This window comes from Nitrospinota bacterium, assembly GCA_016217735.1.
Classification (GTDB): Bacteria; Nitrospinota_A; UBA7883; order JACRGQ01; family JACRGQ01; genus JACRGQ01.
Genome location: JACRGQ010000058.1, coordinates 1 through 13260, shown reverse-complemented (window position 1 = coordinate 13260; position 13260 = coordinate 1). Strand labels below are relative to the sequence as shown.

Annotated in this window: 13 protein-coding genes; 1 reads left to right on the top strand and 12 read right to left on the bottom strand. The window is 58.6% G+C overall.

All coding sequences use genetic code 11. The annotated features are described in order from the left end of the window. Positions 1–52: 52 nt before the first annotated feature. From radC to HZA03_09480, 11 genes are all read right to left on the bottom strand, one after another. Positions 53–760, bottom strand: coding sequence for a DNA repair protein RadC (gene radC / locus HZA03_09530; GenBank protein MBI5638196.1), 708 nt, complete (start codon positions 758–760; stop codon positions 53–55). After that, positions 757–1104: a DUF86 domain-containing protein gene (locus HZA03_09525; protein MBI5638195.1), complete on the bottom strand. Its 348-nt coding sequence runs from the start codon at positions 1102–1104 to the stop codon at positions 757–759. Before HZA03_09525 ends, radC begins: the two co-directional genes overlap by 4 nt. Then, positions 1094–1381: a nucleotidyltransferase domain-containing protein gene (locus HZA03_09520; GenBank protein MBI5638194.1), complete on the bottom strand. Its 288-nt coding sequence runs from the start codon at positions 1379–1381 to the stop codon at positions 1094–1096. The genes HZA03_09525 and HZA03_09520 overlap by 11 nt, the downstream gene beginning before the upstream one ends. 98 nt (positions 1382–1479) lie before the next feature. Next, a complete protein-coding gene (locus HZA03_09515) occupies positions 1480–1680 on the bottom strand; it encodes a hypothetical protein (GenBank protein ID MBI5638193.1) in 201 nt (66 codons plus the stop codon). A 79-nt stretch (positions 1681–1759) separates the two neighbouring features. After that, a complete protein-coding gene (locus tag HZA03_09510) occupies positions 1760–2590 on the bottom strand; it encodes an HD domain-containing protein (GenBank protein MBI5638192.1) in 831 nt (276 codons plus the stop codon). 59 nt (positions 2591–2649) lie between these two features. Beyond that, positions 2650–5760 carry an efflux RND transporter permease subunit gene (locus HZA03_09505; protein ID MBI5638191.1) on the bottom strand — a complete coding sequence of 1037 codons (3111 nt, stop codon included), beginning with the start codon at positions 5758–5760 and terminating at the stop codon, positions 2650–2652. 2 nt (positions 5761–5762) lie between these two features. Then, a complete protein-coding gene (locus HZA03_09500) occupies positions 5763–7268 on the bottom strand; it encodes an efflux RND transporter periplasmic adaptor subunit (GenBank protein ID MBI5638190.1) in 1506 nt (501 codons plus the stop codon). Then, entirely contained in the window at positions 7258–8565 is a 1308-nt protein-coding gene (locus HZA03_09495) for a TolC family protein (protein MBI5638189.1), read from the bottom strand. Before HZA03_09495 ends, HZA03_09500 begins: the two co-directional genes overlap by 11 nt. 76 nt (positions 8566–8641) lie before the next feature. After that, positions 8642–8857, bottom strand: a complete 216-nt coding sequence (locus HZA03_09490; protein MBI5638188.1) for a hypothetical protein — start codon at positions 8855–8857, stop codon at positions 8642–8644. Positions 8858–9046: 189 nt separating this feature from the next. After that, positions 9047–9382 carry a hypothetical protein gene (locus HZA03_09485; protein ID MBI5638187.1) on the bottom strand — a complete coding sequence of 112 codons (336 nt, stop codon included), beginning with the start codon at positions 9380–9382 and terminating at the stop codon, positions 9047–9049. A gap of 54 nt (positions 9383–9436) precedes the next feature. Beyond that, positions 9437–12418: a bifunctional proline dehydrogenase/L-glutamate gamma-semialdehyde dehydrogenase gene (locus HZA03_09480; GenBank protein ID MBI5638186.1), complete on the bottom strand. Its 2982-nt coding sequence runs from the start codon at positions 12416–12418 to the stop codon at positions 9437–9439. A gap of 122 nt (positions 12419–12540) precedes the next feature. Between HZA03_09480 and HZA03_09475 the strand changes: the two genes are divergently transcribed. Continuing rightward, positions 12541–13086, top strand: coding sequence for a YaeQ family protein (locus HZA03_09475; protein ID MBI5638185.1), 546 nt, complete (start codon positions 12541–12543; stop codon positions 13084–13086). A gap of 15 nt (positions 13087–13101) precedes the next feature. Here HZA03_09475 and HZA03_09470 read toward each other — a convergent pair whose 3' ends face one another. Continuing rightward, positions 13102–13245, bottom strand: coding sequence for a hypothetical protein (locus tag HZA03_09470; GenBank protein MBI5638184.1), 144 nt, complete (start codon positions 13243–13245; stop codon positions 13102–13104). Positions 13246–13260: the final 15 nt, after the last annotated feature.

The following is a 13260-nucleotide window of genomic DNA, read 5'->3' as shown; positions in this document are numbered from 1 at the left end:
TTTCCGGAAAGAGATTCTTCGTCGCTCCGCTCCTCAGAATGACACACGCAGCTCACAGCAGCAGCTTGTCGCAAAAACTGAAATATCCTTTTTTGCCGATGATGATGTGATCCAACACCCGTATGCCGACGACCTCGCCGGTGGCGGCCAGTTTTTCGGTGATCGCCTTGTCGCTGCCGCTCGGTTCCGTATCGCCGCTGGGATGATTGTGTATAAGAATGATGGCGGCGGCGCTTTCGCGGATGGCCGGCTTAAAAACCTCGCGCGGGTGGACAATGCTTTTGTCCAGCGAACCTTCCGAGATGGTCACGTCGCGCATCATGGTGTTCTGGCTGTCGAGCAATACGATTTTGAAAACTTCCTTTTTTAAATTACGGAGCAGCGGGCCGAAGTATTTGCCCACCTCGGCGCTGGTCGAGAAGGCTTTGCCGTACGGCGCATGACGCTCCGCCACCATCCGCTTGCCCAATTCCAGGGCACCCTTGAGGGCGACCGCCTGCCACTCCTCCAGCCCCTCGTTGGCAAGCTCCGCCACGGCGGCGTTTTCGATGGACTCCAGCGTGCCAAACTTCTTGATGAGGTCGCGGGCGATGTCGAATGCCGTCTTGCCGGGTATGGCGTCGTCCTGCCCGATGATGAGCGAGATGAGTTGCGCGTCGGAAAGCCCATCGGCCCCGTGGCGCAGCATCCGCGTGACGGGCCGCTCGGTTACGGGCCACTCCTTCGCCGGCTGGCGTGCGTAGCTGCGCGGTTTGTTCATTTTCTTGTCTCATTTAAAAAGATATCCAACTCCCGGTTAAGAGCGGGCAAATGGGATTCCACGATCCCCCATACCGTCTCATCCTCCACGATATCGTATCCATGAACAGCCATATTTCGGAAGCCGATGATCTTGCGATAGCTGTTAATTCGGGTGGCTGTATCAGGTGCAACCTTTGAAAGCCTGTTCAATGCTTCGCCGATGATAATGAGCTGCCGCTCAACGGCTGAACGAAGCAACTTGTCCGAACGGTAATCGGAATACGTTTTACCTTTTACAAATCCAAGTATGGTTCTAGAAGCTTCCAATGCGTCATAGAGATACTTCTCCGGGTCATACGGCATAAACCGGCACCCGTTGTTCGTTCACGCGGCGGATAAAATAGGGGTTTTTCATCGCTCTTGTTTCCACCAGATCGATATGGCAACCAAACAGTTCTTCAAGGCCGGCCAGCAACCCAAAATACCGGTCACAATGTTCCGCGGGAGTGCAAGGATAAAACTCGACCAGAAAATCAATATCGCCAATAGGAGCATCTTCCAGTCCGGCGGCGGAACCAAACAGTTCAAGCCGTTCCACGCGGTATTTCACGCATAGTTCCACCAGCCCCGCTTCATTCATCCGGACCTTTTTGTTCATGCGCTTCAGTTTAGCCTACCCAAGATATATTTCAAACTGTGCGGCTGCCGGGCATATTCTTCAACCTGGGACGGATGGTACTATCGTGCTTCTTTGCCATCTTGTGAATTAACCCCTTCTTTCGGTACATCCTGCCCTGATCCGGCGCAGTCTAAGCAAGATTCATCCTTGGTTTGCTTTCTCTCAATGGTTGCTTCATTATGGGTTTCCTTTCCGTGGCCTCCCATCATTGAGCCGTGGTGCCCAAAGCCAAGAAAAGCCGCGACCATAATCACCATCATGACACCCATGACTATACCCATCTCTTAAAACCCCCATTTAAATGTTTATGAAACCAGCTTGGAGCTTTTCCATCGTCGATTATTCCGGTGGGCCGGGTGCGACAGAGGCGGCATACTTTGCCGGGTTTTTTAGAAATTCCTCACGGCAGGCCGCTGAACAAAAATAATAGTCGTTTCCCCCGTGCGCAACGTGGCGGCTCTCGTCTCCCGCCATGCCGCACACCGGGTCGATGCGCCCCTCCATTCCTTCGGCCAGCAGGCGGCAAAACACGTCAACCACTTCAGCATCGAACTGCGTTCCGCGGCCCTCACGCAAAATCGCCATCCCCTTCGCGGCGGGCATGGCGGGACGGTAGGATCGCGTGGAGGTCATGGCGTCGTAGGCATCGATCACCGCCACGATACGCGCGCCACGCGGTATCCGCTCCCCGCGCAAGCCGCTGGGATACCCGGTTCCATCGTACGCTTCATGGTGATGGCGTATGACCTCCGCCGCCCCGGCAAACCTCTTGAAACCCGCCAGCACGTCCGCTCCCCGCGCGGGGTGCCCCTGTATCACCTTGAACTCCCCTTCATCCAGCTTTGCCGGTTTATTGAGGATGGCGTCGGGCACTCCTATCTTGCCGATGTCGTGCAGCATGGCGGCGATAACCACGTCGTTAATCCCGCGCCGTGACATCCCCATTCCCCGGCCAATGCCGGCGGCCCAGTTCTTCACCCGCGCGCAATGCCCTTCCGTATAACCGTCCTTCATCTCTATCAACGAAGAAAAGGAAATAACCAGGCGCATTTCCTCTTCTTCGCTGGCGCGCAATAGAACGGAGAGCCGCCACACGGCTATGGCAAGCGCGGTTGCCAGGACGATAAGCAAAAGGTCGAGCGCCGTCATCACTTCGCCGTGCGAGATCATCCGTTCCTCCTTTCGGGCGCTTCGCGCCCAGCGTCACACAGGCTGTGCGGCCTGCCGATTCACTCCTTGCGATAAACGTGGCTCTTTACCAACACATAGACCACCGGCACCACGAAGAAGCTGGCCAGCACGGTGGTGAGCATCCCCCCCACCATCGGGGTGGCGATACGCTTCATGATTTCGCTGCCGGTGCCGGTGCCGTACATTATCGGCAACAGGCCGCCGATGATGGCCGCCTTGGTCATGATGATGGGGCGCAGCCGCTCGCAGGTGCCGGTGATGACCGCGCCAACAAGGTCGCTTACCGTTTCCATCTTCCCCTCTTTGTGGCGCGCCTCTATGGCGTGCTCGATGTACATTATTTTAAGCACATAGATTTCCACCGCCACACCGGCCAGCGCGATAAGCCCCACCCCCACGGCCACGCTCAGGTTGTAATCCAAATACCAGAGCAGCCACACGGAGCCGATGAGCGCCAGCGGGATGGAGAGCATCACGATAACAATCTCGGTGACGCGGCGGAATTGGAGATAGAGCAGCAGGAAGATAATGAGCAGCGTCATCGGCACCACCAGTTTGAGCCGCTCCTTCGCCCGCTCCATGTATTCGTACTGGCCGCTCCAGGCGATGCTGACGCCCGGCGGCACTTGCACTTTCTCGGCCACCACCCGCTTCGCCTCTTTCACATAGCTCCCCACATCGGTATCCTTGATGTCCACATAGACCCACGCGTTGAGCCGCGCGTTTTCGCTTTTCACCTCGGACGGGCCGGAGGTGAACCGCAGCGTAGCCACCTGTGTAAGCGGTATCTGCGCGCCGGATGGCGCGGGCACCAGCACCCGCCCAAGGTCGGCCATCCCCGCGCGAAGCTCGCGCTGGTAGCGGACGTTTATCGGGTAGCGTTCGCGCCCCTCGACCGTTTCGCCCACCGTCATCCCTCCCATCGCGGCGGCGACGACATCCTGCACGTCCTCCACTTTCAACCCATAACGCCCGATGCGCTCACGGTCGATATCGATATCGATATAGCTCCCCGCGCCGGTCCGCTCGGCGAACGCGGAAAGCGTGGTGGGCATTCCCTTCAGCGCCGCTTCCACCCGCACCGCCACATCGCCTATGGTTTTCAGATCCGGCCCCGCCACTTTTATCCCCACCGGGGTTTTGATGCCGGTGGAGAGCATGTCGATGCGGTTCTTGATCGGCATGACCCACGCGTTGGAAACGCCGGGTATTTTCACGGTTGCGTCGAGTTCCTTGATTAATTTCTCCACGGTCATGCCGGGCCGCCATTCCTCCTTCGGCTTGAATTGGATGGTCGTTTCAACCATGACGAACATGGCGGAGTCGGTGGCGGTTTCGGCGCGGCCTATTTTGCCGAACACCTGCGCCACCTCCGGCACCGTCTTTATCATCCTGTCGGTCTGTTGCAGCATCTCCGCCGCCTTGGTGACGGAAATGCCGGGAAACGCGGTCGGCATATACAGCAGATCCCCTTCGTTGAGCGGCGGCATGAATTCGCTGCCCAGCTTCATGGCCGGATACGCGGTAAGCACCAAAAACGCGGCGGTGACGGCGATAACGGACTTTTTCCACCGCATGATGAAATGCGCCATCGGCGTATAGAAATTCACCAGAAAGAGGTTGATTGGGTTCTTGTGCTCCGGCACGATATCCCCCTTCACGAAGGCGGCCATCATCACCGGCACCAGCGTGATGGCGAGCAGCGCGGAGGCGGCCACCGCATACGTCTTGGTGAAAGCGAGCGGCGCGAACATTTTCCCCTCCTGCGCTTGCAGCGTGAAGACGGGGAAAAACGAAACGGTGATAATGAGCAGGCAGAAAAAGAGGGCCGGACCCACCTCCTGCACCGCCTCCCTGACAATGTCGGCGTGCGCGCGGTTGGCCGGCGCGCGCTCCAGATGCTTGTGCGTGTTCTCTATCATCACAATGGCGGCGTCCACCATCACGCCGATGGCGATGGCGATGCCGCCCAGCGACATGATGTTGGCGTTAAGCCCCTGCATGCGCATGATGATGAACGACGCAAGAATGCCGGCCGGGATGGTGAAAATGGCGACAAGCGAAGAACGGAGATGCATGAGGAAGAGCACGCAAACCAGCGCCACGATGATGAACTCCTCAATGAGCTTTTCCTTCAGGAAAGAGACGGCCCTCTGGATGAGCGCCGAGCGGTCGTACACCGGCACTATTTCCACCCCTTCCGGCAAGCCGGCCTTAAGCTGCGCCAAACGCTCTTTCACAAGGCCGATTGTCTTCAGCGCATCGCCGCCGTAGCGCAGCAGCACCACGCCGCCTGTAACCTGCCCCTCGCCATTAAGCTCGGTGACGCCGCGCCGCCAATCCGGCCCCAGATGCACCACGCCAAGGTCTTTTATGCGGACGGGGATACCGTCCTTGCTCACCATCACAACGATGCTCTCGATGTCGGCTATCGACCGGATGTACCCCTTGCCGCGGATGAGATATTCCCGCTCCGCCATTTCCACCGAGCGGCCGCCGACATCCTTGTTGCTCCGCTTCACCGCGTCCGACACCATCATCAACGGGATGCGGTATGAAGCCAGCTTCACCGGATCAAGCTCTATCTGGTACTGTTTGACGTAGCCCCCCATCGAGGCGACCTCGGAGACCCCCGGCACCTTTTGCAGTTCGTAACGGAGATACCAATCCTGTAACGTGCGGAGTTGCGCGAGATCGTGCTTGCCGGTGCGGTCCACCACCGCGTATTCGTAAACCCAGCCGACACCGGTGGCGTCCGGCCCGATGACCGGCGTCACGCCCTTGGGGAGCCGCCCCTGCGCGAAGTTGAGATATTCCAGCACACGTGAGCGCGCCCAGTAGAGATCGGTGCCGTCCTCAAAGATGATGTAGACGAACGACATGCCGAAAAACGAATAGCCGCGCACCACCTTGGCGTACGGCACCGAAAGCATGGCGGTGGTGAGCGGATAAGTGACCTGATCCTCCACGATCTGCGGCGCTTGTCCCTCAAATTCGGTGAAGACGATCACCTGCGCGTCGCTGAGGTCCGGGATGGCGTCGAGCGGTATCGTCTGAACCGCCACCCAGCCGCCCGCAATTATAAAAAGCGTGGCAAGGACGATAATCAGGCGGTTTTTTAGCGACCATTCAATCACGCGGTTGAGCATGGTCAGTTACCCCCGTGGTCATGGTGGCGGCCGCCGTCATCCATCTTCATGCCACCCATATCCATGTCTTTCATGTCCATATCCCCCGCGGCGGGATGGCCGGAGCCATTATGGGACGCGGCGCTTTTTTTCGTGGTCTTGGGTTGCGGCGCGGGGGGAACCTCGCGCCCCGCGCGATCCGTCGATGCGGGCGCGGTGGCCGGAACCGCAGCCTCTTTCGGCTGGCCGTCGGCGAGCATCTTCTGCGTCGCCTCTTTCAGCGAGCTCTCGGAATCGATCAGGAATTGGGCCGAGGTAAGAACGTTTTCCCCTTCCTTAAGCCCCGCCAGGATTTCGTAATACCCTTCGGCCTCAAGCCCCAGCGTCACCTCGCGCGGCGCGTAACTTCCGCCGCCGGGCGCGACGATCACCACGTCGCGTTTGCCGCTTCGGATCACCGCTTCTTTCGGCACGGCCAGCCCTTTCCGCTCCGTGCCGGAAAGTATCTCCACCCGTGCGTACATATCCGGCTTCAACTCATCGTGCGGATTGTCGAACTCGATACGCACCTTCACCGTGCGGGTCTCTTTTTCCAAAAACGGGTAAATGTAGGTCACGACGCCGGTGAATGCTTTGCCGGGATACGGCTCCAGCGTCATCTTCACTTGCGCCCCTTTTTGCACACCTTGCAACTCGTACTCATACACTTCGGCCAGCACCCATACCTTTGACAGGTCGGCCACCGTATAAAGCGTCATGCCGGGGGAAACCTGCATACCGTTGGTAACCATCTTCTGCACCACCACGCCGTCAAACGGCGAGTGGATATGCAGCGTCTTGAAAACTTTTTTCTTCATTTCCATGTCGTGAATCTGGTGCTCCGGCACATCCAGGTATTCCAGCCGCTTCTTGGCGGCCTCGTACATCTCTCCGCCGCGCTCCACCACCTCTTTCGCGGGACTGTTCCTGGTCGCATCGCGGTTGCGCGCGGCGAGCAGAAATTCCTCCTCCGTCGCCACCAGGTCGGGCGAATATATCTCCAAGAGGTAATCCCCCTTCTTCACCCGCTGACCGGTGGTGTTGACGTAAAGGTGCTCGATCCACCCGGCGGTCTTGCTTTGGATGTTCGCCACGCGGGTTTCATCGTAGGCGACCACGCCGGCGGCCCGCACCACGCGGGAAAGCTTCCGGGTCTCCACGGGCGCGGTGCGCACGCCGATGCCCTGCTCGGTGGCGGGATTAATCTTCACCCCGCCGCCGCTCTCTTCATCTTCGTACACGGGAGTCAGATCCATGCCCATCGGCGATTTTCCGGGGCCTTCCGCCCGGTAGCCGGGAATCATCGTATCCGTCCAGTATTTTATCTTCCTGTCCTTCTTTTCCGGTTCTCCCTTCACGGAGACCCGCGGCGGGGGAGCCATTTTCCTGACAAAGATGTTTTCCAACGGTTCACGGAGGAACCATGCCGCGCCCAATGCCGCCACGAGGGCCAGCGTGTACCAGAACTGTTTCCGATAGTCAGTTTTCATTGTCTACCTCCGCCGCATCCTCGCCCAGCACACGCAACAGCCGCGCGCGGGCCGCCATCAGTTCAAACTCCACTTCCGCCCGCTGTATCTGATAATCGAACAGCGTTGATTGGTACATTGACATGGTAAAAAAGTCCCCCTTGTTAACCCGGTAGGCGATGACCGCCGATTCAACCGTTTGCGAGGCTTGCATGATAAGCGCCGTATCGAACAGCGTCAGCAGCTTCTGGTTTTTGGCCTGCTCATCCATCAACTCGTAGATTTTTTCCCGCAGCCGCAGCCGCTCGGCGGCCAGCTCTTCGCGGGCTTTTTCCTCCATCAACACCGCCTCGGCCACCATCTTGTCCTGTTTCCGGCTTTTCCATACCGGAAGATCGATCATCACTTCGGCCGAGATGAGGTCGGAGCGGGTCATCGGCGTATCCTCCCGCTGGCTGTAGGAAAACTTCACCGCATAATCGGGCACGCTCTCGCGGCGGGCCAATGCCAGCGCGTCGTGCGCCTGCTCCAGCTTCGCGTTGAGCCCCGCGAAAAGCGGGCGGCGCGCCACCGCGCGTTCCGCCAGTTCGTCATCGGTTCCCCCCATTGCCTCCGCGAGGCTGATGCCCGGCCGCCGCCAGTCGGTGGTTTCCGGCAGGCCGGCCCACGCGTTGAGCATCTTGCCCTGCGTGCTTATCTGCTGATCGATGCGGATGAGGTACTCAAGCATCTTGCTGTATTCAAGCTGCGCTTTCAACACATCCTGCTGCAACCCCGCCCCCACCGTGTATTTGGCCATGGAGATGTCGAGGAAATCGTTGAGCACTTCCTTGTTTTTCTCGGCGATGCCGTGCGCGGCCAGAAGGTACCGCATCCGGTAAAAAGCGATGCGTGCCTGCTCGATAAGCTCCAGCCCCTTTTCGCGCGCCATCGCCGCCGATGCCGCTGAATCCCACTCCGCCACTTTCCGGCGCAAATCGCGCTTGCCGGGCGCGGGGAACGCCTGTGAGATACCGATGCTCTTGCGGGTCATATCCTCCTGGGTGAACGAAAGGGAATCGGACGGCAGGTCCATCACGTCTATGGAAAGCTGGGGGTCCGGCAGGCTTCCGGCCTGTGAAGGAACCTCTTCCTTCGCGCGGGCCTCGGCGCGGACCATCTTCAGTTCCGGATGCTTTTCCAGCATCAGCCTCAGATAAGACGTGAAATCCATTGTAACCCCCTCTTCCGCCGGGGCGGACGGGGCCTTATCACCCGCCCACGCGGGAAGGCTGAAAACCAACATCAACGCCGCCACGGCGGCTGAAACAATACGCATCGCAATAAACCTCGCTCTCACAGTTTTAGGGAAAGGCCGGAGGAACAACCCGCCGGCCATCGATGGAAAGCGGCGGCTATTTCCCGCCGTCTTTCTTTTCGTTTTGTCCCTTTTGCATCCGCTGCATACAGTAGTCCATCATTTGATCATTCTGCTGCTTCGTGGTGGTGGGGGGCATCTTCATGTCCACCATCTCCTGTTTGCAGTGCTTCATCATCTCCTCGTGGCTCATGCCGCCCCCCTTCATGCCGCCGTGCTTCATGTGATCCCCCATCATGCCGCCGGATTTCATTTCCTCCGCATGGGAAGCTGCGGTGAACAGAACGCACCCTGCGACAGCCAAAAACACCATTGACCGTTTCATCGTTATTCCTCCGTTTAAAGTGCCGACCTAAAACCCCCGCATTGGGGCCGTAGCGCCAGCGATCATGGCTCCACGCAACTAGAGCATGGAGACGCAACTATACCGTGAAAAAAACGGTCAGTATTTGGGAGGGCGGAAGAGTTCCGCGGTGATGCGGGAAGGAATGAAAAGAGTATATGAAAATATCATCAACGTGGAGGCGAAGAAAATACCGAGCAGGCTGTTATCCACCCCAAAGCCGATGAAGCAGGCGCCGCAGCACGAAGTGATACCCGCATGACCGTCCGCCGGGGCCTGATCGGCCGGGGCCGGCATGGGGCATCCATCATGTACCGCGCTGTTGTGGCTCGCGTGCGCGGCGGCGGGCGCAAGAGCCGCCTCGGCCAATGGCGCGGCAAACGCCGTCGCCATAAAAAGGAACAACGCCGCAAACGCAATGTTCTTTTTACTCATCGGTTACATTCTATCAAGAAACCCCCATTTTTCCAAATAGCCCCCAAAACCCGTTCAGTCGCTCTCCGGGGTGAAGCCGCGCCGCATGGTGTTTTCGGAGATGCTCCGCGGCTGGCAAAAATGCAACAGGTATCCGGGGCCGCCCGCCTTGGTTCCCCCGCCGCTCATCCCAAACCCGCCGAACGGCTGCCGGTGCACCAGCGCGCCGGTAATCGGCCGGTTGATGTACAGATTTCCAACGCGGAACGTCCGCTTTGCCACCGCGATATTGCGCGGATTGCGCGAGTAGATGCCGCCGGTAAGCGCATATTCCGTGGAGAGGGCGAGGGTAATGGCTGACTCGAAATCCTTTGCCCTTGTAACAGCCACCACGGGACCGAACAATTCTTTTTGCATCAAGGGATGCCGGATGTCATCCACGGCAAACAGGGCGGGAGGAATGAAATACCCGTTTTCCGGAACGGCGTTCCCTTCGCCGCGGTATATCGCCTCCGCCCCCGCGCCCGGATTTTGGATTACCTCCCTCAACCGCCGGTATGCCCCTTCGTCAATCACCGGGCCAAGCCGGCATTCGGGCCTGTGGGCGGGCGCCATAATGATGCTCCGGCACGCATCCACAAACCGGCGGATGAATTCGCGGTACGCCTTCTCCCCCACAACGACAACACGGGAACAGGCGGAACATTTTTGACCCGCGTAGCCGAACGCGCTTTTCACGGTACCGGCGACCGCCTCGTCCATATCCGCGTCATCATCGACGATTATCGCGTTCTTCCCCCCCATTTCGCACACCACCCGTTTTAGCCGCGGCTGTCCAGTGACGGTTTTTCCCGCTTTTTCCACGATGGATAACCCCACTTCGCCGCTGCCGGTGAACGCTATCTGCGCGACAAGCGGATGGCGCACCAGCATATCCCCCGCCGTCTCCCCCGCGCCGGGAATGAACTGAACAACTTCAGGAGGAACGCCCGCCGCCAACAGACACCGGAAAAATTCATAGGCCGCCGCGCACGATTTCGACGACGGTTTCAAAATGACGCTGTTGCCCGCAACCAACGCGGCAACGGTCATGCCGCACAGGATGGCAACGGGAAAATTCCACGGACTGATAACAAGCGTCGGCCCCCGCCCCTCGTACACAAGCAGGTTATCTTCTCCGGGAATTGCGCCCGTGCGGCGTGGCGAAAGCTCCAGCAACGCCTGCCGCGCATAATAGCGGCAAAAATCGATGGCCTCCCCAATATCGCCATCCGCCTCGCGCCACGGCTTTGCCACTTCAAACGCTTCAAGCGCCGCAAGCTCGGCGCGCCGTTCTTCAAGCGTATCCGCGACTTTTTCCATAAGCGCCGCCCGTTTTGCCACATCCCACTCGCGCCAATCCAAAAAACCTTCCACGGCGGCTTGCACCGCATCTTCCGCTTCATCCAGCGTCGGCACTGTCACGGAGCTTACCTGCAAACCGGTTTCGCCGGGACAATGACGGTTCATCGTTTCGCCGCCGAAGCGTTCCTTGCCCCGTACCACCACGGGGACTTTTATCGGCAACCGCTCACGGCACCTATCCATCGCCATCGCATATTCCCGGCGCACCGCGGCATCGGTAAAATCGGCCGGAGGAAAGTTTTCAAACGGGGAAGCGGCATCCCCCTTCACCATCAGCGGCCGAAAACCCGGCTCCGGCTGAAATTGCGGCTTGGCCATGAGACCGCCGGAATCGACCGCATCGTGATAGCTGAGCCGGATGAAACTGTTATTGGACGTGTTTTCCAGAAGCCGCCGCACCAGATAGCCGATGCCGGGCAACAGCTCGCCGATGGGCGCGTACAGCCGCACCCGGTACCCCATTTTGCGCACGGCCTCCCGTTCCGGCTCCGCCATGCCGTAAAGCATCTGCACTTCCAGCAAATTCGCCGGAATGTTGCGCGTCTTTGCCGCCGCAATGGCATGCAGAAGCGAGCGCCGGTTGTGGCTTCCAAACGCGGGATGAAGGTGGGCGATATTGTCTAACAGTTTCCGGCTCAGCTCTTCGTAATTGGCATCGGTATCCGCCTTCGAAGTAAAAACGGGGGATGGCAGCCCCCGTTGCTTCGCCACGGCGGTTTCGTAATCCCAGTACGCCCCTTTAACAAGACGTACCGTGAACGGCATTCCCCGTGTTTTCGCCAGGGAGAGCAGCCGGTCGACATCGCTCCCGGAACTCCTCAAATACGCCTGCACCACAATGCCGATGTGCGGATGGTTTTTCAGTTCGGGCACCGATGCAATCTCCTCGAAGAGGCCATAGGTGATCTCGTGATATTCCCGCTGCTCCAGATCAAAATTCACGAAGACGTTGCGCTCTTTCGCGAGCAGGAGAAGCGGCAACGCCATTTTCTTCAGCCGGGCAATCCCGCCCGCCGGGTCGGCGCTGTCCAGGTTCGGGTCCATCGCCGATATTTTCAGCGAAACATTCGCCAGCGGGATGGAGCCGAGATGGTTGAACTCGAGTATTTCCGGCGCGGCCACGCCCGCCATCGCCAAGGAAAAAGCCGTTATCAACGATTCGTACGCCGCGCGGTACTTTTCCGCCTCCCGCAGGCTCAGCGTCGATTCCCCCAGAATATCGGCGGTGAAGGCGTAACCGTTTTCCACTTCCTTCTTGATGGCGCGAACCGCCCCTTCGATTGTGCCGGCAATGATGAATCGCCCGGCAAGCTGCTCTATCCCCTTCCTGATGGACGCGGACGCAGGCCCCGCAAACAGCCCCGACGCGGCGGCCTTTACGGTGATATCGGCGATGCCGGGGATGCCGTGCCGTCCGCCGAGCAGATATTCGCGCACATGGTCCGAAACCTGTTCCGGCGTATCCAGCGCGGGCAAAACATCGATAAACCGGTACAGATCGGCCTTGAACAGCGGATCGGCCATCGCCCAATCCAGCAGGCGGCCATGCCAGAAGGATGAATCAAAAATGCCGGGACGCGCGTCCGTGGCGAAAACGCGGAATTGCCGGGCCAGATTTTCGATTTCCACTTCAACAGCGTCCACATCCATCATGGACAGTTTACAGGAACCGGCCCGCTTAATAAATGAGACGGTAATGCGCGGCTTTCATATTACACTCCTTGTTGTTCAAAGATTAATCCAACCTGTCATGGAAAGGGTTTAAGGATAGAGATATGGCCATCAAGGCGACAATATTCAAGGTCAAGCTTCAGGTCGCGGACATGGATCGGGCCTATTATGACGACCTCACACTGACCGTTGCGCAACACTCCTCCGAGACGGATGAGCGGACGATGGTTCGTCTGCTCGCCTTTGCCCTGCACGCCTCGGAAGGACTGAAATTCACCGAAGGGGTGTCCGCCGAGGATGAACCGGATATCTGGCGGAAAAACCTGTCGGGCGAGATTGAGCTATGGATCGATGTCGGCCTCCCCGATGAAAAGAGAATCAGAAAGGCCTGCAACCGGGCAAAACAGGTTTACATCTACGCTTATGGGGGGCGAACGGTTGAACCATGGTGGCAAGCTATGGCTGAAAAATTATCCCGCCATCAAAACCTGAAGGTGATTGCCCTGCCCCAGGCAGCCACCCGGCCGTTGGGGGAACTGGCCCAAAAAACAATGGCCCTGCAATGCACCATTCAGGATGGGCAGATATGGATAGGTGACGCTGTAACCAACGTTTTTGTGGAACCCGAATTGCTGTACGGGACGGCTTGAAGGGAAGGGGCAACGTCAGGTTTGTTTTAAAATTGCCTCAATGACGGTAAGTAATCTGTCCTTTTTTATTGGCTTCGTCATGTGGGCGTCGCAACCCGCCTCGATGCTGTTGTCAACATCTTCCCGGCAGGCGTTGGCCGTCAGCGCGATTATTGGCATCCGCGGTTTATTATT